Origin of the sequence: Pseudomonas orientalis (assembly GCF_002934065.1) — a bacterium.
Classification (GTDB): domain Bacteria; phylum Pseudomonadota; class Gammaproteobacteria; order Pseudomonadales; family Pseudomonadaceae; genus Aquipseudomonas; species Aquipseudomonas orientalis_A.
In genome coordinates this window covers 533,750-557,068 of the sequence record NZ_CP018049.1, presented here as the reverse complement: position 1 = coordinate 557,068, position 23,319 = coordinate 533,750, and the positions used below count along the sequence as shown (strand labels likewise).

Here is a 23,319-nt window from a genome sequence, read left to right as displayed (position 1 = left end):
ACGGCTATCGGGGGCAAGCCCCCTCCCACATTTCGAAGTGCGAACACATTCAAGTGTGGGAGGGGGCTTGCCCCCGATGAGGCCGGTACAGGCGCCTGCAATCCCGAATCAGACTTTCTTGTAGAGCTGACTGCCTTCCTGCCTGAACCGCTCCGCCTGCTCGGCCAAGCCCTTGGCCACGTCCACATCCACCGCTTCAATGCGCTGGTTGGCCGCGTACTCACGCACTTCGTGGGTGACTTTCATCGAGCAGAATTTCGGCCCGCACATCGAACAGAAATGCGCGACCTTGGCGGACTCTTTCGGCAGGGTCTCGTCGTGAAACGCCCGCGCGGTGTCCGGGTCCAGGCCCAGGTTGAACTGGTCTTCCCAACGGAATTCGAAGCGCGCCTTACTCAGCGCGTTGTCGCGAATCTGCGCGCCCGGATGGCCTTTGGCGAGGTCGGCGGCGTGGGCGGCGATCTTGTAAGTGATGATCCCGGTCTTCACGTCATCCTTGTTCGGCAAACCCAGGTGTTCCTTGGGCGTGACGTAGCAGAGCATGGCGCAACCGAACCAGCCGATCATCGCCGCGCCGATGCCGGAGGTGATGTGGTCATAGCCCGGCGCAATATCGGTAGTCAGCGGGCCGAGGGTGTAGAACGGCGCCTCATCGCAGCATTCGAGCTGCTTGTCCATGTTCTCCTTGATCAACTGCATCGGCACGTGGCCGGGGCCTTCGATCATGGTTTGCACGTCGTGCTTCCAGGCGATCTTGGTCAGCTCGCCAAGGGTTTCCAGCTCACCGAATTGCGCGGCGTCGTTGGCGTCGGCCACCGAGCCCGGACGCAAGCCATCGCCCAGCGAAAAGCTGACGTCATAGGCTTTCATGATTTCGCAGATTTCTTCGAAATGCGTGTAGGCGAAGTTTTCCTTGTGGTGCGCCAGGCACCATTTGGCCATGATCGCGCCGCCACGGCTGACGATGCCGGTGACGCGGTTGGCGGTCAGCGGCACATAGCGCAGCAATACACCGGCATGGATCGTGAAGTAGTCGACGCCCTGTTCGGCTTGCTCGATCAGGGTGTCGCGAAACAGTTCCCAGGTCAGGTCTTCCGCCACACCGTCGACTTTCTCCAGTGCCTGGTAGATGGGTACGGTGCCGATCGGCACCGGCGAGTTGCGGATGATCCACTCGCGGGTTTCGTGGATGTGCTTGCCGGTGGACAGGTCCATGATGTTATCGGAGCCCCAGCGAATGCCCCAGGTCATCTTCGCCACTTCTTCTTCGATGGACGAGCCCAGCGCACTGTTACCGATATTGCCGTTGATCTTCACCAGGAAGTTACGGCCGATAATCATCGGTTCCAGTTCAGTGTGATTGATATTGGCCGGGATGATGGCGCGGCCACGGGCGATTTCTTCACGGACAAATTCGGGCGTGATGATCTTTGGAATGCTGGCGCCAAAGCTGTGTCCCGCATGCTGCTGCTTGAGCAGGCCGGCGGCGCGGGCTTCCTCAAGCTTCATGTTTTCGCGGATGGCCACATATTCCATTTCGGGCGTGATGATGCCTTTGCGCGCGTAGTGCATCTGGCTGACGTTGGCGCCGGCCTTGGCCCGTCGTGGGTTCTGCAGGTGGGCAAAGCGCAGGTAGGCCAGGTCCGGGTTATCCAGGCGTTCCTGGCCGTAGCGTGAGCTCAGGCAAGCCAGTCGCTCGGTATCGCCGCGCTCTTCGATCCAGGGCGAGCGCACGTCGGCCAGGCCTTTGCGCACGTCGATGATCACGTTGGGATCGGTATACGGACCCGATGTGTCGTAGACCACCACCGGTGCATTGATTTCACCGCCGAACTCGGTGGGCGTCACATCCAGGCTGATTTCGCGCATGGGCACGCGAATATCGGGACGCGAGCCCTGTACATAGATCTTCTGTGAGCGGGTAAACGGCTGCACGGAACCGGAGTCGACCTTGGCCGATTCACTCAAGTGCACGGTGTTTTTTGATTTTTGGCTTTTTAATTCGGTGCTCATCAGGGCTCTCCAACTTATCCGGGCGGTGGATTGTTGTCGGAGCGAACCTGTGACGGACGGACGCACTGAAACCAGTGCTGTGCCTGCGCACGAGGGTTGTTCGATTGTCGAACAACATCCCGGACGAAGCACAAGAGGACTCGCCGGGTGACGAGAAATCTTGTTCCCTACGCAGGCGCTAACCTGATCAGGTTCAACGGGATCCGGTATTTACCGATCTCAGCCTTCCAACAAGGCACCCCGACAAGAACCCGGCCAGTCTAGACCATGGCGTGGGCAAATTGCCAATGACACTGTCGTCAGGATGATAAATGGCGTAATTACAGGATTGTTGTGCCGAAGCCCGCCCACTACACTCCTGAGCTGCCTCAAGGCTTGACGCTCCCTCTTTGCCACCGTAGCCTTGGGCAATAAATTATCATCGTAATATTTATTCAGGGATCGCCTCATGCTGCGCAAACTTTCACTGGCAATTGCCGTGTCTTGTGCGACCAATGGAATGGTCTGGGCAGCTGAAGCGCCCTTGTCCGCCAACACCGACCTGGTCAGCGTCTACCAGGAAGCGGCGAGCAACAACGCCGACCTGGCCGCTGCCCGCGCTCAATATGGCGCGCAGAAAGAAGTCGTGCCCCAGGCGCGCGCAGGCTTGCTGCCGAATCTGTCGGCCGGTGCCGACAGTAACAACGTGCGCACCCAGATCGACCAGCCCGCCGCCACTGCCAGCCGCGACGCGCACTCCTGGCGCGCCACCCTGAGCCAGCCGCTGTTTCGCGCCGATCGCTGGTTCCAACTGCAAGCCGCCGAAGCCGTCAGCGAGCAAGCCTCGCTGCAACTGTCGGCCAGTGAACAGAACCTGATTTTGCAAAGTGCCGAGAGCTACTTTGCAGTCCTGCGCGCGCAAGACAACCTGGCCTCGACCAAGGCCGAAGAAAATGCCTTCAAACGCCAGCTCGACCAGTCCAATGAGCGCTTCGATGTGGGCCTGTCGGACAAGACCGATGTGCTGCAATCCCAGGCCAGCTACGACACCGCTCGCGCCAACCGCATCGTGGCCCAGCGCCAGGTGGACGACGCCTTCGAGGCGCTGATCACCCTGACCAACCGCCAGTACAACTCGATCCAGGGCATCGTCCATACGCTGCCGGTGCTGCCGCCGGCGCCGAACGACGCCAAGGCCTGGGTCGAAACCGCCGGGCGCCAGAACCTCAACCTGCTGGCCAGCAATTACGCAGTGACAGCCGCCGAGGAAACCCTCAGGCAGCGCAAGGCCGGCCACTTGCCGACGCTCGATGCGGTTGCGCAATACGAAAAAGGCGACAACGATGCCCTGGGGTTCAGCAACCCGAACCAGTTGCCCATCCCGTACGGTGGCGATGTGTCGCAACGCACCATCGGCTTGCGGTTGAACATCCCGATCTACAGCGGCGGCCTCACCAGCTCGCAAGTGCGTGAATCCTATTCACGTCTCGATCAGTCCGAGCAGCAACGCGAAGGCCTGCGCCGCCAGGTGGTGGAAAACACCCGTAACCTGCACCGCGCCGTCAACACCGATGTGGAACAGGTGCAAGCACGCCGCCAGTCGATCATCTCCAACCAAAGCGCGGTGGAAGCCACGGAAATCGGCTATCAGGTGGGCACGCGCAATATCGTCGACGTACTGGACGCACAGCGTCAGCTCTACGCGTCAGTGCGCAACTACAACAACAGCCGCTACGACTACATCCTCGACAACCTGCGCTTGAAGCAAGCTGCGGGCACGTTGAACCCGGGGGATCTGCAGGACCTGACGCGCTATTTGAAAGCCGACTACAACCCGGACAAAGACTTCCTGCCACCGGACCTGGCCAAAGCTGCCGCCGAGCAACTGAAGGCCCGCCCAGGTTCTTGACCACACCGCAAAACCAATGTGGGAGGGGGCTTGCCCCCGATAGCGGTCTGTCAGCTCAAGTAGTTTTGACTGACACTCCGTCATCGGGGGCAAGCCCCCTCCCACATTTTGGATGGGTGTTGAGTCAGTGAGCGATCAATCGGTCCAGCCCATCCAGCAAGCGCTTAAGCGCGCCCTGGTTAGCCTGCATCACCTTCAATCCCGCCTCTGCCATCCTGCGCGCATCCTGTGGCAACTCGAACAACTGCCGCACCGCCTCGGCCAAACCGTCTGCGTCATCCACCTCGCGCAACGCCCCGGCCTCGCGCATCATCGCGCTGATTTCCAGGAAGTTGAACAGGTGCGGCCCCATGATCACCGGCTTGCCCAGCGCGGCCGGTTCCAGCGGATTATGCCCGCCGGTCGGTACCAGGCTGCCGCCGACAAAGGCGCTGTCGGCCAAGGCGTAGAGAAACAGCAATTCGCCCATGGTGTCGCCAAGCAGCACTGAGGTATGTACATGGACCGCTTCGCCACTGGAACGCCGCACTGTGGCAAAGCCTTGCTGCACGCACCGCTCGAAAGTCGGCCCGAAGCGCTCCTGATGACGGGGCACCAGAATCAACAGCGCATTGGGATAGCTGGCGAGCAATTGACGATGGGCGGCGAGCACGACTTCGTCTTCGCCTTCGTGGGTGCTGGCGGCGATCCACACCGGACGCTCGCCGGCGCCCCACTGCTCGCGCAAGGCGGCGGCGCGTTCGGGCAGTTGCGGGTCGATGGTCAAATCGAACTTGATCGAACCCGTGACTTCTACCGTCTCAGGCCGAGCCCCCAGATTCAGGAAGCGTTCGGCCTCGGTTTTGGTCTGCACCGCAAACAAGCTCATTTCTGCCAGCATCGGCGCAGTCAGTCTGGCAAAACGCGCATAACCCTTGGCCGAGCGCGCCGACAATCGCGCGTTGGCCAGGGCCACCGGAATGCCGCGTTGGACGCAGGCGTGAATATGGTTGGGCCACAACTCGGTCTCCATGATCACTGCCAACCTGGGCTGTACCCGGTCAAGGAAACGCCTGGCGGCGCAGGGTAAGTCGTACGGCAGATAACAATGCTGGACACGCGGCTCATCGGCAAACAGCGCCCGGATTCGCTCGGAACCTGTGGGCGTCATGCAGGTGACGGTCATCGGCAACTGCGGGTAGCGCTTCAGGAGGGCACGGATCATCGGCGCGGCGGCAATGCTTTCGCCCACCGACACCGCATGCACCCAGATCCCGCCGGGCTGCATCACGGGCAAGCCATAGGAAAACCGCTCGCCCACGCGCCTGGCATAAGCCGGCGCCTTGCGCGCGCGCAACCACAGACGTAAAGCCACCAACGGCAGCGCCAGGTAAAACAGACAGGTGTAGAGAGTTCTATTCATGGCGGCGGAGTTTATCGGCTTTTTCAGTCGATCGCCTGCAAGCACTCGGCAAAACGTTCAGCCAGAAAGCGCGCGGCAGGCCCAAGGTGCTCATCGCGGCGCCACACCAGTTCCACCACCAGCGCCGGCGGCGTCCATTCGCTGTGCAGTTCAACCATCTGCTGTTGATAGGTGGGGTATTGCACGATGTGCCGTGGCAACCAGGCCCAACCCAGGCCGCTCATCAGCCATTCGGCCAACACATAGAAGCTGTCGGCCCGCCATACCAGCGGACTGGCGGCTTCACTGCCGGGGTAGACGCTGGTCTGGGTCGACATGAGCAACTGGCGAAACTGCGCCAATCGTTGACAGTCCACGTACCGCAACTTGGCCAAAGGGTGATTCACACCGCACACCGTGACCATTTCCACGCTGCCCACCACCCGCCGCTCAAGGGCTTCGGGAATCTGGTCGTGGTAGAACAGCAGGCCCAGGTCGGCCTGGCGTTCCACCAGCTTGCGCGCCACATCGCCCTGGGCGGCGCTGGACAACTGCACCTCCAACAACGGGTAGCGCAGCGCCAGCGCCTCAAGACTGTCGAGCACCGGCTGGAACAACATCGCCTCGTCCTGGGCCAGGCGCAGACACGCTTCCTCGCCACGGGTCAGCGAGAGTGCCCGTCCCGTCAGACGCTCACACTGGCGCAGGACTTCACGCGCTTCCTCCAGCAACACGCTGCCGGCTTCGGTCAGGCGCGGCTGACGGCCGCTGCTGCGCTCGAACAGGCTGACGCCGAGGTCCGCCTCAAGCAACGCGATGGCGGTGCTGACGGCCGACTGCGCCTTGCGCTGCCCACGCGCCACGGCGGAAAACGAGCGCTGTTCGGCGACGCTGACAAACAGGCGCATCTGTTCCAGATCCCAAGGCACGCTCATGACTTAACCTATCTTCAATTCGGATAGGTAATGACTTTACCGCATCTGTTGAACCTCTAGAATGCCGACCTTATCAAACCAGCTTCACCTTGAGGATTGCACCATGAACGCCGCCTACTGTTACCTGGCCATCGCCATCTGCTCGGAAGTAATCGCGACCGTGTCCATGAAAGCCATCAAGGGTTGGAGCACACCTGTTCCGCTGTTGCTGGTGATCGTCGGTTATGGCATCGCGTTCTGGATGCTGACCCTGGTCGTGCGCACCGTGCCGGTTGGCGTGGCTTACGCCGTCTGGGCCGGCATGGGCATCGTGATGGTCAGCATTGCCGCGCTGTTCATCTACGGGCAGAAGCTGGATATCCCGGCCATGCTGGGGATGGGGCTGATCGTGCTGGGCGTGGTGGTGATCCAGCTGTTCTCGAAAACCGCCGGTCACTGACCGCCCCTCAACAGCCTGTATACTGCGCCCCTTGTCTTGAACATTGAGGTCGCCGATGCCATCCGTTATTTCCACCGACGTTCTGATTGTCGGCGCCGGGGTTGCCGGCCTCTGGCTCAATGCGCGCCTGCGCCGCCAGGGGTTTTCCACGGTGCTGGTGGAAAGCGCGACCCTGGGTGGCGGGCAAAGCGTGAAGTCCCAGGGGATCATCCACGGCGGTGCGAAATACGCCCTGCACGGCGCCCTCACCGGCGCCTCCGAAGCGATTGCCGACATGCCGCGCCGCTGGCGTGAAGCTCTGGCCGGCAATGGCGAATTGGACCTGTCCGGCGTGCGCCTGCTCTCTGAAGCCCATTACCTGTGGTCACCCGGCACCCTCGCCGGCAATCTCACCAGCTTTTTCGCCAGCAAGGCCGTGCGCGGCCGTGTCGATCAGGTCAAGGGCGACGAACTGCCGGTTGCGCTGCAGGATCGTCGCTTCAAGGGCAAGGTCTACCGCCTCGCGGAATTGGTCGTGGACGTGCCCAGCCTGATCGAACGCCTGGCGGAGCTGGCCGGTAAGGGTTTGCTCGCAGGCGAACATATCGAACCGCTGCGTGACGGCGACACCTTGGTGGGCTTGAAGGTCGATGGCCGCGAAATCCGCGCCCAGCGCATCGTCTTGAGTGCCGGCGCAGGCACCGCCGACTTGCTTGCGGTCCTGGGCTTGAGCCAGCCGGCGATGCAAACCCGCCCGCTGCACATGATCCTCGCCAAAGGCCCGGGCCTGAAGCCGTTGTATGCCCATTGCCTGGGCGGCGGCACCAAGCCGCGTCTGACCGTGACCACCCACCCGGCCGCGGACGGCAACTGGGTGTGGTACATCGGCGGCGATATCGCCGAAGCCGATGGCGTTGCCCGCACACCTCAGAAACAAATCGCTACCGCGCAGAAAGAACTGGCCCAGTTGCTACCATGGATCGACATGAGCCAGACCCAGTGGGCCACCCTGCGCGTCAACCGCGCCGAGCCACTGCAATCGGGCCTGAGCCGTCCCGACAACGCCTTCCTGGCCGAACAGGGTCGCCTGCTCGTGGGCTGGCCAACCAAGCTGGCCCTGGCACCGGACTTCGCCGACCGGGTCATCAACAGCCTCGAACGCGATGGCATCCGCCCAGGCGCCAGCGAACCCCTGCCCGACCTGCCCAAGCCCGTGATCGGCCAACCTGCCTGGGAGCACCTGTTGCCATGAGCCTGCCCACTCTGCACGACCTGCATCGCCCCCTGGGCAGCACCGGCCTGCTGGTGTCGCCCCTGGGCCTGGGCACCGTCAAGCTGGGTCGTGACCAAGGGGTCAAATACCCCAGCGGTTTTCAGATTCCAAATGACGACGAGGCGCGAATGCTGCTGCGCCAGGCGCGCCAGTTGGGTATCAACCTGATCGATACCGCACCCGCCTACGGCCGCAGCGAAGAGCGCCTGGGGCCACTGCTGCGTGACCAGCGCAAGGATTGGGTGATCGTCAGCAAGGTCGGCGAAGAATTCGAGGACGGCGTGTCCCGGCACGATTTCAGCGCCGCCCATACGCGGATGTCGATCGAGCGTAGTCTGAAACGACTTGAAACGGATTTTATCGACCTGGTGCTGGTGCACTCCGATGGCAACGACCTGCACATCCTCAACGACTGCGAGGTTTACCAGACCCTGGCGGAGCTGAAAAAAGAGGGCAAGATCCGCGGTTTCGGCTTCTCCGGCAAGACCGTTGGAGGCGGTGTGAAGGCGCTGGAACAGGGTGATTGCGCCATGATCACTTACAATCTGAACGAACAGGCCGAAAAAGCCGTCATTGATTACGCGGCGGCCCATGGCAAGGGCATCCTGGTGAAAAAAGCCCTGGCCAGCGGCCACGTGTGCCTGACGCCTGGAATGGATCCAATTCAGGCCAGTTTCACGTTGTTGTTTGCGCAAACGGGCGTCGCCAGTGCTATTGTCGGGACCATCAATCCGCTGCACCTGGCCCATAACGTGGCAACCGCTGCCCGGGTCATCCGTCAACTCTGATGCCGCCCACGCGGCCGACCCCGTCGCACAAAGGAGCCGACATGCCGCGTACGCTCATAAGAAAGAACCCGAGCAACTTCAAGACACTGCCGCTGCACGTGGAAGCCACCCCCGAAGGCCTGAGCTACCAGAGCGTCGGCATGCCGCTCAACTTCGCCCAGACCCTGCAACGGCGCAAGCCGGTCGAGGTGCCGGACGCCGAACGCTTCGCCCTGGAACTGGCGAATCTCGGCGTCTCAGTGCGCCTGACCCTGCACTGGCAAAACAAGGATTACTGGGTGCTGGTACGCCAGCGTCGCCAGGATCGCGGCGATGTGGTGCTCAAGCTGATCTCCGGCTACGTCCCCGCCCATGAACTGAACCTGCCGCTGCACACGGCCATTCAGGAAATTGCCGAGGAATGCCTGCTGGAAACCCCTGAGGGCTGGCTCGGCGGGCGCTTCAACGATACCTGGCTGCCGGCGCCCTACTCCGCCGCGCTGCATTACCGTGAAGCCCTGCCGTTTCGCCTGAGCCCGCTGTCCGGCGCCGCGCGTCCGGTGCGCTGCGCCACCACCCAGTTGATCGAGCGTCCTCGGGCCTATGTGCACCTGCCGACGGCGTCACTGCAGCTGATTTACGACCTGCGCCTGGAAGTGCCGAAGGAAGCCAAATCCCTGAGCCTGTTCCATGTGGATGAGCGCCTGGAAGGTGACCAACTGGTCGCACGCCTGGATCGCAAGCGTCCGGACCTGTACCTGATGCCGCTCAAGGACGGCGAGCCCCTTGCCGAGCTGTACACCGTCAAGAAGGACCAACTGTATCCGGCGAGTACACGGGGTTTGTACCTGGCCGAAAGCTTCGCCCGCCAGGACGGCTGGCTGGTGCGTGATGAGCGGATTCGCTGGAAGGACTGGCTCAGGCAGCAAGGCCTGGCAGAGCCGGAAAAAGAGTCGAAGCTCAAGCGCTTGACCGGCAAGGCGCAGCAGATGCTGCGCAAGATCGTGCCGAAGAAAAAAGCCAGGGGCTGACGCACACCCGATATCGCTATCGGCCTGCGGCTCAGCCTTTGAGCAAGCGCTCCAAGCCGACCTTCAACGGGGTAGGTTCAGGCAGGGTGAAGCTTGCCAGCAGGCGCCGATTGTCGGCCCGTGAATGGCGGATATCCCCCAGGCGCGCCGGTCCGTAGGTAATGACCGGCAACGTGCCCACCACTTGCTCCAGTGCCTGCAGCACCTGCTTGAGCGTGGTGGCGTGGTTCCAACCGACGTTGATTGCCCCTGCGGGAATGGTCGGCAACTCGATGGCCTGCACCAGCACATCCACCAGGTCCTCCACATACATGAAATCACGGGTTTGTTCGCCATCGCCAAACACGGCAATGGGCAAGCCCTGCTGCACACGCTCGCTGAAAATGCTGATCACACCGGAATACGGCGATGACGGGTCCTGGCGCGGACCGAAGATATTGAAGAAGCGGAAAATGACCGGCTCCAGGCCATGCTCACGACGGTAGAAGTCGAAGTAGTGCTCACTGGCCAATTTGTCCGAGGCATAGGGTGTCAGCGGCGCCTTGGTCGTCTCTTCGTCGATGGAGGCACCCTCGCCGTTGTTGCCGTAGACCGCTGCGCTGGACGCGTACACCACACGCTTCACGCCGGCCTTGCGCATGGCTTCGCAGATATTCAAGGTGCCGATGAAATTGCTCTGGTGCGTGCTGACCGGATCGTCCACGGATGCCTGGACCGACGCCACGGCCGCCAGGTGAACCACCGCCGACGCGCCAACGACCACTTGAGCCAAAAGCTCGGCGTCGGCCACATCACCTTCCACCAGTTGCACGCGCGAGTTATCCAGGGGCAGGTTGCTGCGCTTGCCGGTAGACAGGTTATCCAGCACCCGCACCGAATAGCCCTTGGCGAGCAACGCGTCAACCAAATGCGAACCGATGAAGCCCGCGCCTCCGGTGATCAATACCCATTTATCAGCGTTATTCATTGTTACGTATTTTCTCGACGATGGCCGTGGTCGAACTGTTTTCTACCAACCCCAGCACTTTGACGGTGCCGCCGTAGGCGCTGACGATGTCCGCACCGACCACCTGGTCGACGGAATAGTCACCGCCCTTGACCAGCACATCAGGCTTGACCTGGGCCAACAGGTTTTCCGGGGTGCCTTCAGAGAAGCTGATCACCCAGTCCACCGCACCCAATCCAGCCAGGACCGCCATGCGCCGGTCGACGCTGTTGATCGGTCGGCCCGGGCCTTTCAAGCGGCTGACGGAGGCATCATCGTTGACCGCGACGATCAGGCGATCGCCCTGGGCGCTCGCCTGCTCAAGGTAGGTCACGTGACCGGCGTGCAGGATGTCGAAACAGCCGTTGGTGAACACGATGCTTTCGTTGTGGGCGCGTGCGTCGTCAATCGCCAACAGCAATTGCTCGAGCCCCAGCACACCGCGCTCCGAACCTTCGGAACGCTGGATGGCGCGACGCAACTCGGGGGCGCTGATGGCCGCGGTGCCCAGTTTACCCACCACAATGCCCGCCGCCAGATTGGCCAGGGCCACGGCATGGGGCAGTTCCTCGCCGGCGGCGATGGACGCGGCCAGGGTGGAAATCACCGTATCACCGGCGCCGGTGACGTCGAACACTTCCCGCGCACGCGCCGGCAGGTGCATCGCCGGATGGCCGGGACGCAGCAGCGTCATGCCATGTTCGCCACGGGTCACCAGCAGGGCGCCGAGTTCAAGGTCGGCCATCAGCGCCGCGCCCTTGCTCACCAGTTCATGCTCATCGGCGCAACCACCGACGACCGCTTCGAACTCGCTGAGGTTGGGCGTGATCAGGCTGGCGCCTCGATAAATCGAGAAGTCCTTGCCCTTGGGATCGGCCAGCACCGGAATGTTGCGGGCCTTGGCGGCCTGGATCAGCACCTGGTGATTCTTCAGGGCGCCTTTGCCGTAGTCGGACAACACCAGCACCTTGATGCCTTCGAGCAACGCATTGACCTGGTCACCCAGGGCCAGGGCGTCGGTGGCAAAGGGTTCTTCGAAATCGATACGCAGCAATTGCTGGTGACGGCTCATGACCCGCAGCTTGACGATGGTCGGCTGATGGGCGATGCGCTGGAACAACGCGCGCACGCCGGCACCGCGCAGGCTGTTGGCCAGGCTGTCGGCCGCTTCGTCGTCACCGGTCACACCCACCAGGGAAGCCGGGGCGCCGAGCGCGGCAATATTGAGGGCAACGTTGGCAGCGCCACCTGGACGGTCTTCGATTTGCTCGACCTTGACCACCGGTACCGGCGCCTCAGGGGAAATCCGTGAGGTACCACCATGCCAGTAACGGTCGAGCATGACATCGCCGACCACCAAGACAGGGGCTTGATTGAATCGCGGCATGGACAACTTCATGGAGCAACCCACATACAAAATGAACAGGGGCGCGATATTAGCACAGGGTTTGCGATGGCTTGCGCCCACCGCAGGGCAAATGTGGGAGGGGGCAAGTCCCCGATCGCCACAGTAGCTTCACAACGCTGTAACGCCCAACGCTAACCACGAGGCGCAGCGAGTCGCTCTTGATCTTAGGCGCCCCTTGAAACCACGCGGCCGAGCGCAAGCTTGAATTCGAGGGTAACCCGCAGAACGCCGGGTTAGCCGCACCGGGCCGGGGATGACCCATTGCGGCGGCCCAGAGGCCGCCATCGGGGGCAAGCCCCCTCCCACATTTGGACCGGGGTCGACACAAAATACCGGTCGGCTCTAAGGCTGCCGTGCTTTTGATCTTGATCTTAGGCGCCCCGTTAAACCACGCTGGCCGAACGCAGGCTTGAATCCGTGGGTAACCCGGCAGGACGCCGGGTTAGCCGCCCCGCGCCATGGATGGCGCGTGGCGGCGGCCCACGGATTCAAGCCGGAGTGAGCAACCGAGCCCAAGCGAGGTGCCGAGTGGTGGGGCAAGAGCCCTTTGGTTACTTTGGGGCTTTTCCAAAGTGACCCGCCGTCAGGGCGGAACCAATAGCAGCCGTTACCGCAGAAACGGATATGTACCCGGTCCGCCCCAACATCCTGGTCGGCCCAGAGGCCGCCATCGGGGGCAAGCCCCCTCCCACATTCGAGCCGTGGCGCCTGTTGGATCAGGTGATGTCGGCCGCTACCGGCGCATCCAGGCCCATGGCATGCAGGCGCGCGTAGTAGCCGTTCTGCGCCAGCAGTTCACCATGGGTGCCGCGCTCGACGATGCGCCCGTCGTCCATCACCAGGATCAGGTCGGCCTTCTCGATGGTGGACAAGCGGTGTGCAATCACCAGCGTGGTGCGGCCCTGCATGACCTTGTCCAGCGCGGCCTGGATATGCCGCTCGGACTCGGTATCGAGGGCCGAGGTGGCCTCGTCGAGAATCAACACCGGTGCGTTCTTGAGCAGCGCACGGGCAATCGCCAGGCGCTGACGCTGACCACCGGACAACAGAACGCCGTTCTCGCCGACCTGGGTATCGAAGCCCTTGGGCAACTGGTCGATAAAGTCCTTGGCGTTGGCATCCGCCGCCGCCGCTTCAACGTCTTCGCGAGGCGCGCCGGCCAGGTCGCCATAGGCGATGTTGTTGGTCACGGTGTCGCTGAACAGGGTCACATGCTGGGTGACCTGGGCAATGTGCTTGCGCAGGTTGAGCAGCTTGTAGTCTTCGATCTCGATGCCATCCAGCAGGATTTCACCGCTCTCATGGTGATAGAACCGCGGGATCAGGCTGGCCAGGGTCGACTTGCCACTGCCCGAACGCCCCACCAGCGCGATCATCTGCCCGGGTTCGGCGGTGAAGCTGATGTCCTTGAGCACATGGCGTTCGGTGCCGGGGTAGGTGAAGTTCAGGTTGCGCACTTCCAGGCGACCGCTGACCTTGTCGCGCTCGAGGGTGCCGTGGTCGACCTCCACCTCTTCGTCCAGCTGTTCGAAAATGCTTTCGGCACCGGCCACGCCTTTCTGAATGGTCGAGCTGACTTCCGAGAGTTGGCGGATCGGCTTGGGCAACAGACCGGCCAGGGTGATGTAGGCCACCATGTCACCGGCCGACGCATCGCCGCGCAGATACAGCACCAGGAACATCAGCACCGCCATCGCGGAGTAGATCACCAGTTGCAGCGCCGGGGTGTAGATCGCCCCGGTGCGGGTCATGCGCAGTTGCTTGTTGGTATTGCTCTGGCTGGCCTTGAGGAAACGCTTCTCTTCATAGACCTCGCCACCGAAGCTGCGCACCACGCGGTAACCCTGGATGGTTTCCGAGGCGACGTGGGTTACGTCACCCATGGCCACCTGGATCTTCTTGCTCTGCTTGCGGAATTTCTTGCTGGCTGTGCTGACCATCACGGCAATCAACGGCAGGATGGCAATCATAACCAGCGTCAGGCGCCAGTTCATGAACAGCAGCGAGGCAAACAGGAAGATCACCGTCATGCCTTCGCGGATCACCACCTTGATCGCATCGGTCGCCGCCCCCGTGACCATGGTCACGTTGAAGGTGATGCGGGAAATCAGGTGCCCGGAATTGTGATTGTCAAAGTAACGGTTAGGCAGCGTCAGCAGGTTGTTGAACAACTGCACACGCAAATCGTGGACCAGGCCCAGGGAGACCTTGGCCAACAGGTAGTTGCCCAGGAATGAGCCCAGGCCCTGCCAGGCCGCGATCAGAATGATCAGCAGCGGCACCGCCTGCAGCAACTGCAGGTCGCGCAGGAACGGCACGGTCGGAAACAGCACGGCTTCGGGATTGGAAAGGCCGTCGACAAAGTATTTGAGGATGTAACCCAGCATCGGTTGGGTCGACGCGAAAATCAGAAATCCAAGGATACTCAGCGCGAACAAGCCCATATAAGGCTTAACGTAACTGAGCAGGCGGAAGTATATTTTCAAGCTCGAAGGGCTTGCGCTCGGACTGGAGTCGGTCATATCACGCGGCGTTTTGAAAAAGGAGGCTGACTTTAGCACAGCTTCTCTGTTGTACTTGCACCCGGCGTACGCCGCGACCCGGCAGGATCACGCGGGCGACATTACATGGCCACCTCCTCGGGAGGGTCGGCTTTCTCTTTCCGGAATGGCTCTATCGTATGCACTCCAAGCGCCTTATCTATGGCTCGAATCGCGTTTTTGACTTCCTGGTCCTGTGGATTTTGCCTGTTGGCTTGCTGTTGCTCTTGAGTGCACTGTTCTTCGTCGGCAACCGCAATGTACTGCACCGGATCGTCTACCTCCTGTTCAGCGTGCCCACCCTGTTCCTGTTGTGCATGCGCCCCAGGGAACTCAAGGACCTCTTGCGCGAACCGATCGCCCTGGCGTTCCTGGCTTTCTCCGCGTGGGCACTGACCAGTCTGCTCTGGAGCCCCGAGCCCAGCGCCGACACCGACCTGTTCAAACGCCCGCTGAACACCTTTATGCTGTTTGGCGGCTGTGGGCTGCTGTTGCACTACCGCAACGAGTTGTTCAAGCCAATCTTCTTCGGTGCCGCAGTGATTGCGCTGGTGGTGTGCCTGGGCAACCTGGTGGCCTTCGCGAAGGCGTACGAACCTGGCATGCGCATGATCGGCGGCCTCGGCGCCCTCGACAATCCGTTGCTCAGCTCCCATCTGTTCGGTTTTTTCACGGTGTACTGGCTGTACGTTTGCATGACAACCCAACGCCTGAAGGTGCTGTGTTTCAGCTTGCCTGCTCTGGCGATCATGACCATGGCGGTGCTGGCAACCGGCTCGCGCACGCCGTTAGTGGCGTTGATACTCGCCGTTGCGTGGATAGCCGTTATCAGCCAGAACCGCCGTTCGGTATTGCTTGTCGCCGGCACTGTGGTTGGCACGGCCGTGATGGTATTTTTCTATCCCGAATCGATTTTTATGCGTGGCAGCTCATTCCGCCTGGAACTCTGGGGTATGTCATTGCAGCTGATTGCCGATCACCCGTGGATCGGCCATAGCTATGACTCCGAGTTGTACTTGACAATGGCCGACGGCTACCAGCTACGCGAACCCCATAGCTTTGCCCTTGGCGTGCTCTATTACGTCGGCATCATCGGCTTCATCCCCTGGGTCTTCATGCTCGGCTATGCCCTGTACAAGGGCATGCAACGACGCGCACAACCGCTGTTCATCCTGGCCTCGTCCCTGCTGGTCTACGGCATCGGTGCGGGCCTGACCGAAGGCGGCGGCATCCTGTCGCGACCCAAGGAGCATTGGTTCCTGCTGTGGATCCCGTTGGCGATCATTACCGGCCTGAGCATCGCCCAGCGCCACCGCAGCCTGCTGCGCATGTCGGTGCAGTCGATCAAGCGCCCGGCGTTTGACCAGCTGTGCAGCAATGCCCAGGTGATTGAAGCCGATGGCCTGGGGCCAAAGGTCCTGCGCCTGGAAGACGGCAGCTTTCTCAAGCTGTTCCGCCCGCGCCGTTGGTACACCTCCGGCAGCTTCAACCCGTATTCCGAGCGTTTTGCCAGCAACAGCGAACAGTTGCGCAGCCTGGGCATTCCCACCCCGCACATCCTTGGCCTCTACCACCTGCCCGACGCCAGCGGTGCCGTGGCCTACACCCCGCTGCCCGGCCTGACCCTGCGCCAGGCCATGCAAAGCCTGGACAGCAGCCTGCGCGAATCGCTGGTCGAGCGTTTCGGCCGGTTCATGGCGCAATTGCACGAACGCGGTGTGTACTTCCGCTCGCTGCACCTGGGCAATGTGCTGCTGATGGACGACGGCGAGTTCGGCCTGATTGACGTCGCTGACCTGCGCATCTACCCCTCGCCCCTGCGCTACGCCTTGCGCCAGCGTAACCTGCGTCACATGCAGCGCTATCCGCAGGACCGCAACTGGCTGTTCGAAACGCATTTCGAGCAGTTGGTTAAGGGCTATGCGACGGTTGCCAGCCCGACGGCCACGGCGAAACTCCGCGAACAAGTACATAGCCTGGCCAGCCCGGCCAGCTGATAAAAAAGGCGACTATCACTGCCGTGATAACCGCCTTTTTTACATCCCTCGTCTTCAGCTCCTCAGCGGCGTCAGATACAGCCGCACCAAGCCACGCATGGTCTTGCGCCCCCAGAATTTCAGCGGGATCTGCTTGAGAATCTCCCGCGCCAATGGCCGGTCACGGTCGGCGGTCTTGAGGAACATCGAGTTCAGGAAGTTGTAGCGCACCGCATCGTAGGCCGGGTGATCGCTGAACTTGGCGTAGGTATTGAGGATGTTCTGGATCATGTAGCGATGGTTTTTGTAGGTATTGCTGGCGTGCTGTCGGTACTGCGCCATGACTACGTCAAGCGCATCGATGGTGTAGCCCGCCGCGGTTATCTTCAATTGAATCAGCAGGTCTTCCAGGGGAATCAGCGGATCGAAACCACCGACTTCCTCCAGCGCTTCGCGGCGGATCAACATGGTTGGCGCGGGTGGAAACGGCTTGCGGTCCATGAACATGTCGTCGAAGTCGAGACTGCGAAACGGCACATCACGGCGTTGTTTTTTCTCCGGATGCAGGTTGCCGTCACCGTCGATCAGCTCGATGTTGCCGGCGCAGATCCCCACCCTGGGCTTGCCCTCCATGTAGGCCACCTGGGTCGCGATACGGTCGGGCAGCATGATGTCGTCTGAGCCGAATGGCGCGATCAGGCTGCCTTTGGCGCGGGCAAGCGCGTTGTTCAGTGTGGCGGTCAGACCCTGATTCTGCTGCACCTGGAAATCAAACCCGTGCTCGGCCTGCAGCCGCCGGATGCACTCGACGCTGTCATCCTTGGAGCCGTCGTCGATCACCAGCAATTCGATGTTCGGGTAAGTCTGGCCGATCACACTCAGGATGCTCTGCTCGATGTACCGAGCGTGGTTGTAGGACGCGATAATCACCGAGACCAACGGTTGTTGCGCTGTCATGCTCTACCTGCTTCTTTCAAACCGGTTTCGATCAAATCCAGATACTTGCCCTGGAACTCAGCCAAGGCATGGTTTGCCTCCAGATAACGGAAGACCTGCTCACCCTTGGCACGTAATTGTTCATCACTCATGGCCAGGTAAGTGTCGAGCGCCGCAGTCAATTGCTCCACATTGCCGGGCTCATGAGACAAGCCGCCCGCCCCTTCAACCAGCGGCAACATGGCCGGCCCGTTGGAGGCGATCACCGGCAGGCGCCCACTCATGCCTTCCAGCAACGCCAGGCCCAAGCCTTCAAGCAGGGACGGCATGGTCCAGATATCGAACGCACGTACGTACTGCAGACCGTCCTCACGAAAGCCCAGCAAATGCGCACGCCCCACGAGCCCAAGACGCTCGATGTCCGCCCGCAGGTCAGCTTCGGCACGGCCGGAGCCGATGATGCCCACCTGAGCCTCTGGATATTTGTCCTTGAGCCGGGCAAACGCCTGCAACAGGTGCGTGTGCCCCTTGATCGGGACCAGGCGCCCCAAGGCACCAATCATCCGTGCCTCCAGAGGCAAGCCAAGGGCCTGCCGCGCCTGCTCACGCGGCAACTGCAAGGCCTCGGCCTGGGGGATGTCGATCGCGTTGGTAACAAAGGTGGTGTTCTCGTGGGTAAAGCCACAGTTCAAGCCCACCAGATAATCCCTCACCGCCGCCGAAACCCCGACAAACCGCCAGGCCGGAGTGACCATGCGGCGCATCTGGCGCCGACGATAGGCCCGCTCATACTCGCCGAAGCCGTGGGAGATGCCGATGCACAGGGGAATCTTCAACCAGCGGTTGAGCGCCAGCATCATGTTCACCGACTTGAAGCGGTTACAGATAACCACGTCGAACTTCTGCTCACGGCAATACTTGTAGATTTCCCACATTGCCCGCAGACGAATGCCCTTCAGGGCTTTCTCGGGAAATTCGAAATATTTGGAATGGTCGGCCACGCTCAGCGGCTGGCCCGGCTGGGGGCGCCCACTGAGGAAGGCCGATGTGACCTCGAACCGTTCAACCGGCAACGACTTGACGATCTGCTCACCGAGGTCGGCAAAATCATGAAGTTTGACGTTGTAGTCCGGCTGTAGCTGCAAAACCTTGAAACGAGGCTTCATATTGCTCCATGAGGCAACCGGGCTACTGCGCGCAGCCCGACGTAAAAATCAACTTCAGTCCTGCTTGAGCACCCAAAGCAGTTCATGACGGCGCACGGCCTTGCGAAAAAACTCATTCTCGCCGTAAGGCGATGGACAACGACCCGCGAGCAATTGTTGCAGCAGACGGCGCACGCGCCGCTTGAAGGGCGGCCGGGGTTGCAGGTCATGCATCATGCCCAGCGCCATGGCCTTGTCCTGCTGCTGGCTCAGGCTCAACACACGGCAGTAGGGTTCGAATACCTGGCCGGCATCGAACTGCGGCGGCAACGCCACACCGGCGCCCGAATTGCCCATGGGCCAGCGGTCGTTATCATGCAGGTGGTTGGCGTACCCGAGCAATGTGCTGGGTTGCCACTCCAGCCCTTGCAACGCTTCAATAACGGCGTTGTAGGCGCAGATATGATCCGGGTGAGGGTCAAGGAGCGGTGTCGGCAACACGATCACCTCGGGCCGGGCCTTGAGCAGCACCGCACGTAGATCGGCAATCAGATTGACCCACGTCGGTGCACCGTCCAGATCGCCGGGCAGGGTCACGCTGTTGAACCGGCGAAACAGCCGCGTATCGTCCAATTGCGCCTCGCGGGATGCCTGGGGCTGATCCGGCGAGGCCTGCATGGCCGGCAGTTGCAGGCAGAAGTAGCCCAATTGCACGCACTGTGCTTCGGGAACACCGGCCCAGCGCGGCACGCAAATGCTGTCCCAGGCACGCAGGCGCCCTTTGAGTCGAGCGGCATCGGCCTGCGCCAGGCCCATCTGCTGATAGTGCTCGGCTTCGATTTCGCCTGCGGTGAGGGTCACGATCCAGCTTTCATCCGCCTGGGCATAGAGGCCAAAGGCGGCCAGTTCGGCGTCGTCGGCGTGGGGGGCGATCACCATGACCCGCTGACGGGCATAATCAGGCTGACGGAAAATCCACAGGCTGGGCTGGCCGACCACGCGGCACAAGCGACCGCGCAACGTCAATTCACCCGCCGCCAGCGTTGCGGCAGAACCGGTCAGATTCAGGTAGCGCTTGCCCGCCACACCGCGCTCGAACGCCTGACAATCCCCCGCCAGCTCGACCGCCGGATCAAGGAAGCGCCCGAGCCACCCGCTCTTGAGCTGCACTTCAAGGATCAGCGTCTCGCCACCCGCCAGTTCCAGCGGCGTCTGCGGCACCCATCGCCCGTTATCCAGGCGCAGGCCAACCTGCTGGCCGCTCGGGGCGAAGTGGTACTGATAGTCGTCATTGGGCGAATAAAACAGATGATCGGCGAACCAGGCTTCGTGAGCCACCCACAGCAGCAGCGCAAGAATCAGCGGCAGCCACCAGGCCACCAGCACACCGGTCGCAACCAGTATCAGCAGGCAGATCAATAGCGCAACGCGCTTATTGCGCCGATGGCGCTTGAGCAATTGCTGTTTGCGGCTCATACGCTGAACACCGGCACCGGGTTACACCAGCGCTCTTTATATTCACGGTCGGCACGCCCGAACGAGAAGCGCAGCGGCAAATCCTGCGCGCGCGCATGTTCCCAGGCACTTTGTGTATTGAGGAAACTCAGCACGCTCCCCGGGCTGAACGCACGGGTCTCAGGGTCGACGCCACCGTTGACGTACTCAACGCTTATCCATTCGGGCGCTTGAACGCGATACACCACCTGCACGGCAATCGGCGCGTCATTGAGAAACAGCACCGAACCGATCAGGAACGCCTTGAGCAATTCCAGCACCTCGGCCAGTCGCTCGGCACCGGTGGCGGGAAAGCCCCAGCGCCGCTGGAACAGATCGCAGTAAATCGCCGCAAGCTCCACGCCGGAAAACTCGCTGACCGGCCGCACCACGCCACCCGCTTCCTCGAGCAAACGCAATTCACGGCGCTGGTTGTAGCGAAATTTTTTCGACAGGTCTTCGGGGGTGCGCGCCATGGCCAATTGCTCGGCCTGGGGCTTGAGCGTACCCACGCGACCTTGGTTCAGCGCCGACAAATAACGGCCACGGTGACGCAGCGGCACCTGCGCATCAGCGGCTATCGGCAGGATGATCTCGGCATTGCCCAGGTCAAACAGGCCCTTCTTGCCGGTGCGCTTGAGCACGTCCTTGGAAAGAGCCAGGTCGCGTCCCCAGGTGGCGATTGCCCCCTTGAGTTCACCTCCTTGCTCCCAGCCCAGGTAACGCACCGGAATTTGCGCCAACCCCGCCAGGCGTTCGATCACCTGGGGATGGGTCGCCACGCTGCCGCCGTAACGCTGCCAGGCCTGGGCGTAGACGTCGGCATCGACAGGCGTCCAGCCACGTTCACGCCAACCCTGGAAGCGGTTCAGCATTTAAACCACAGCGTCATAAGGGTCCACGCCATCCTTGACCACCAGGATGTCTTCCATGATCAGGTACTGCAGGTCGGAGCCGAAGAACATGTTCAGCGCGTCGGTCGGCGAGCAGATCATCGCTTCGCCACGACGGTTGAGCGAGGTGTTCAGGGACACGCCGTTGCCGGTCAGGACTTCCAGCTCTTTCATCATGTCGTAATAGCGCGGGTTGTACTCGCGCTTGAGCACCTGGGCGCGGGAGGTGCCGTCTTCATGCACCACTTCCGGCACGCGGGTCTTCCATTCTTCCGACACTTCAAAGGTGAAGGTCATGAACGGCGCCGGGTGGTCGACCTTGATCATGTGCGGGGCCACGGTGTCGAGCATCGACGGGCAGAAAGGCCTCCAGCGCTCGCGGAACTTGATCTGGTGGTTGATACGGTCGGCCACGCCGGTGGCGCTCGGGCAACCGATGATCGAGCGACCGCCCAGGGCACGCGGGCCAAACTCCATGCGGCCCTGGAACCAGGCCACCGGGTTGCCGTCGACCATGATCTTGGCGATGCGCTTGGGCATGTTTTCGATCTTGCGCCAGTTCGGCTTGCTTTCATGTTTGGCGCAGGCGGCAATGACGTCTTCGTTGCTGTAGGACGGGCCGAGGTAGACGTGTTCCATCTTCTCGACCGGCACACCACGAGCGTGGGACACATAGGCGGCCGCACCCACGGCAGTGCCGGCATCGCCGGACGCCGGCTGCACGAACAGCTCCTTGACGTCATTGCGGGCGATGATCTTCTGGTTCAGCTTGACGTTCAGCGCGCAGCCGCCGGCAAAGGCCAGCTTGCCGGTGTCCTTGAGGATGTCGCCCAGGTAATGGTCGATCATCTGCAGGGCCAGTTTCTCGAACAGCGCCTGCATGCTGGCCGCGTAGTGGATGTACGGCTCGTCGGCGATATCGCCTTCGCGCTTGGGACCCAGCCACTCGATCAGTTTTGGCGAGAAGTAGAAGCCCTTGCCCTTTTCCTTGTAGCGGCGCAGGCCGATGACGTTGGCGTAGTCGGTGTTGATCACCAACTCGCCATTTTCAAAGGAAGCCAGGCGCGAGAAATCGTACTTGCTGGCATCGCCATACGGCGCCATGCCCATGACCTTGAACTCACCGTCGAGCATCTCGAAACCGAGGAACTCGGTGATTGCGCCATACAGGCCGCCCAGGGAGTCCGGATCGTAGAATTCCTTGATCTTGTGGATCTTGCCGTTTTCGCCATAGCCGAAGAACGTGGTGGCGTACTCACCCTTGCCGTCGATGCCCAGGATCGCGGTTTTCTCCTGGAAGCCCGAGCAGTGATAGGCACTGGAAGCGTGGGCCAGGTGGTGTTCAACCGGTTCGATCTTGATTTTCTTCGGATCGAAGCCCAGTTGCTCCAGGCACCAGACAATCTTGTTGCGATAGCGCTTGTAGCGGCGATTGCCCATCAGGATCGCGTCGAGCGCGCGGTCCGGGGCGTACCAGTAGCGTTTGGCGTAGTGCCAGCGCGCCTCGCCGAACAGGCTGATCGGGGCGAACGGGATCGCCACCACATCAACGTCGGACGGTTTGATGCCGGCCTGTTCCAGGCAGAACTTCGCCGACTCGTAGGGCATGCGGTTCTTTGCATGTTTGTCGCGTACGAAGCGCTCTTCTTCGGCGGCCGCAATCAGCTTGCCGTCGATATACAGGGCCGCGGAAGGATCATGGCTAAGGGCGCCGGACAGGCCAAGAATCGTCAATGCCACTGGGGTCTAGCCTCTTTTAGTCTGCATGCAGGCGCAGCGCGCCTGAAAAAAGTGTGCCTCCCGCCCGGGCGGGAAACAGCTAAAGGGCGGGATTATAACTTAAAAGCAGCAGGAAGCTGTTAGCGGCAAGGGGCTAGCGCAGGTCGATGCTGCCGTCGGTGCTTTGCCGGTAGACGGTGTAGGGGAGCAAGAGCGTGTCCATGACGCCTGACAGCGGCACATCAATGAAGGTCCAGGGCACGCTGTTCAGCGCCAGGCTGCTCCCCGTACTCGGCGGCCCGTGCAGAACACACAGGTTATAAGTCACCCCGCTGTAGATACGCGGCACGGACTGGCAATAGGTTTTATCCGCCTTGAGCGCTCTCACGGTGGCGGCATCTTCACGCATCACCGTGGTGACGGTCCCGCAGCCAACCATCATCGACGCACTCCACGCCAGCACCAGCAACTTCATATTTGTTGTGCACATGCCCAGCTCTTCTTTTTTGAATGAGGT

18 protein-coding genes and 1 riboswitch are annotated in these 23,319 nt (G+C 61.5%); of the genes, 6 read left to right on the top strand and 12 right to left on the bottom strand.

Translation table 11 applies throughout. The annotated features are described in order from the left end of the window. Nucleotides 1–108 precede the first annotated feature (108 nt). Entirely contained in the window at nucleotides 109–2,013 is a 1,905-nt protein-coding gene (thiC, locus tag BOP93_RS02365; protein WP_065886550.1) for a phosphomethylpyrimidine synthase ThiC, read from the bottom strand. A 147-nt stretch (nucleotides 2,014–2,160) separates the two neighbouring features. Next, nucleotides 2,161–2,266: riboswitch (TPP riboswitch) on the bottom strand. Nucleotides 2,267–2,461: 195 nt separating this feature from the next. Here thiC and BOP93_RS02360 point away from each other — a divergent pair. Next, a complete protein-coding gene (locus BOP93_RS02360) occupies nucleotides 2,462–3,901 on the top strand; it encodes a TolC family outer membrane protein (protein WP_104501423.1) in 1,440 nt (479 codons plus the stop codon). A 124-nt stretch (nucleotides 3,902–4,025) separates the two neighbouring features. On the opposite strand, the gene waaA is transcribed toward BOP93_RS02360, so the two are convergent. Both waaA and BOP93_RS02350 read right to left on the bottom strand, forming a co-directional pair. Next, entirely contained in the window at nucleotides 4,026–5,303 is a 1,278-nt protein-coding gene (gene waaA, locus BOP93_RS02355; RefSeq protein ID WP_104501422.1) for a lipid IV(A) 3-deoxy-D-manno-octulosonic acid transferase, read from the bottom strand. A 23-nt stretch (nucleotides 5,304–5,326) separates the two neighbouring features. Continuing rightward, nucleotides 5,327–6,217, bottom strand: coding sequence for a LysR family transcriptional regulator (locus tag BOP93_RS02350; RefSeq protein WP_104501421.1), 891 nt, complete (start codon nucleotides 6,215–6,217; stop codon nucleotides 5,327–5,329). Between the two features lie 103 nt (nucleotides 6,218–6,320). Between BOP93_RS02350 and BOP93_RS02345 the strand changes: the two genes are divergently transcribed. From BOP93_RS02345 to BOP93_RS02330, 4 genes are read left to right on the top strand one after another with little or no spacing between them, the layout of a single operon-like run. Further along, nucleotides 6,321–6,656, top strand: coding sequence for a DMT family transporter (locus BOP93_RS02345; RefSeq protein WP_104501420.1), 336 nt, complete (start codon nucleotides 6,321–6,323; stop codon nucleotides 6,654–6,656). A 55-nt stretch (nucleotides 6,657–6,711) separates the two neighbouring features. Continuing rightward, a complete protein-coding gene (locus tag BOP93_RS02340; RefSeq protein ID WP_104501419.1) occupies nucleotides 6,712–7,887 on the top strand; it encodes an NAD(P)/FAD-dependent oxidoreductase in 1,176 nt (391 codons plus the stop codon). Continuing rightward, nucleotides 7,884–8,696, top strand: coding sequence for an aldo/keto reductase (locus BOP93_RS02335; RefSeq protein WP_104501418.1), 813 nt, complete (start codon nucleotides 7,884–7,886; stop codon nucleotides 8,694–8,696). The genes BOP93_RS02340 and BOP93_RS02335 overlap by 4 nt, the downstream gene beginning before the upstream one ends. A gap of 41 nt (nucleotides 8,697–8,737) precedes the next feature. Beyond that, nucleotides 8,738–9,706, top strand: a complete 969-nt coding sequence (locus tag BOP93_RS02330; protein WP_104501417.1) for a metal ABC transporter ATPase — start codon at nucleotides 8,738–8,740, stop codon at nucleotides 9,704–9,706. Nucleotides 9,707–9,737: 31 nt separating this feature from the next. Here the strand turns inward: BOP93_RS02330 and BOP93_RS02325 are convergent, their stop codons facing one another. From BOP93_RS02325 to msbA, 3 genes are all read right to left on the bottom strand, one after another. After that, nucleotides 9,738–10,673 carry an NAD-dependent epimerase/dehydratase family protein gene (locus tag BOP93_RS02325; RefSeq protein ID WP_104501416.1) on the bottom strand — a complete coding sequence of 312 codons (936 nt, stop codon included), beginning with the start codon at nucleotides 10,671–10,673 and terminating at the stop codon, nucleotides 9,738–9,740. Continuing rightward, on the bottom strand, nucleotides 10,666–12,090 hold the full coding sequence (gene hldE / locus BOP93_RS02320) for a bifunctional D-glycero-beta-D-manno-heptose-7-phosphate kinase/D-glycero-beta-D-manno-heptose 1-phosphate adenylyltransferase HldE (protein WP_065886558.1): 1,425 nt from the start codon (nucleotides 12,088–12,090) through the stop codon (nucleotides 10,666–10,668). Before hldE ends, BOP93_RS02325 begins: the two co-directional genes overlap by 8 nt. A 725-nt stretch (nucleotides 12,091–12,815) precedes the next feature. Then, nucleotides 12,816–14,621 (bottom strand): lipid A export permease/ATP-binding protein MsbA, encoded by a 1,806-nt coding sequence (gene msbA, locus BOP93_RS02310; protein WP_104501415.1) that lies wholly within the window; start codon nucleotides 14,619–14,621, stop codon nucleotides 12,816–12,818. Between the two features lie 158 nt (nucleotides 14,622–14,779). Here msbA and BOP93_RS02305 point away from each other — a divergent pair, with 158 nt between their 5' ends. Then, nucleotides 14,780–16,636, top strand: a complete 1,857-nt coding sequence (locus BOP93_RS02305; protein ID WP_104501414.1) for an O-antigen ligase family protein — start codon at nucleotides 14,780–14,782, stop codon at nucleotides 16,634–16,636. A gap of 54 nt (nucleotides 16,637–16,690) precedes the next feature. On the opposite strand, the gene BOP93_RS02300 is transcribed toward BOP93_RS02305, so the two are convergent. The 6 genes from BOP93_RS02300 to BOP93_RS02275 all read right to left on the bottom strand — a co-directional run bounded on the left by BOP93_RS02300 (nucleotide 16,691) and on the right by BOP93_RS02275 (nucleotide 23,292). After that, the gene (locus BOP93_RS02300) at nucleotides 16,691–17,572 is read right to left on the bottom strand and encodes a glycosyltransferase (protein WP_104501413.1); all 882 of its coding nucleotides are present in this window, start codon (nucleotides 17,570–17,572) and stop codon (nucleotides 16,691–16,693) included. Continuing rightward, the gene (locus BOP93_RS02295; RefSeq protein ID WP_104501412.1) at nucleotides 17,569–18,717 is read right to left on the bottom strand and encodes a glycosyltransferase family 4 protein; all 1,149 of its coding nucleotides are present in this window, start codon (nucleotides 18,715–18,717) and stop codon (nucleotides 17,569–17,571) included. Before BOP93_RS02295 ends, BOP93_RS02300 begins: the two co-directional genes overlap by 4 nt. Before the next feature lie 54 nt (nucleotides 18,718–18,771). Then, complete coding sequence (locus BOP93_RS02290) at nucleotides 18,772–20,172, bottom strand: PIG-L deacetylase family protein (protein WP_104501411.1); 1,401 nt, start codon at nucleotides 20,170–20,172, stop codon at nucleotides 18,772–18,774. Next, nucleotides 20,169–21,065 carry an antimicrobial resistance protein Mig-14 gene (locus tag BOP93_RS02285; RefSeq protein ID WP_104501410.1) on the bottom strand — a complete coding sequence of 299 codons (897 nt, stop codon included), beginning with the start codon at nucleotides 21,063–21,065 and terminating at the stop codon, nucleotides 20,169–20,171. Before BOP93_RS02285 ends, BOP93_RS02290 begins: the two co-directional genes overlap by 4 nt. Then, complete coding sequence (locus BOP93_RS02280) at nucleotides 21,066–22,823, bottom strand: carbamoyltransferase family protein (RefSeq protein ID WP_104501409.1); 1,758 nt, start codon at nucleotides 22,821–22,823, stop codon at nucleotides 21,066–21,068. It abuts the gene before it with no gap. A 133-nt stretch (nucleotides 22,824–22,956) separates the two neighbouring features. Further along, on the bottom strand, nucleotides 22,957–23,292 hold the full coding sequence (locus BOP93_RS02275; protein ID WP_104501408.1) for a YceK/YidQ family lipoprotein: 336 nt from the start codon (nucleotides 23,290–23,292) through the stop codon (nucleotides 22,957–22,959). Nucleotides 23,293–23,319: the final 27 nt, after the last annotated feature.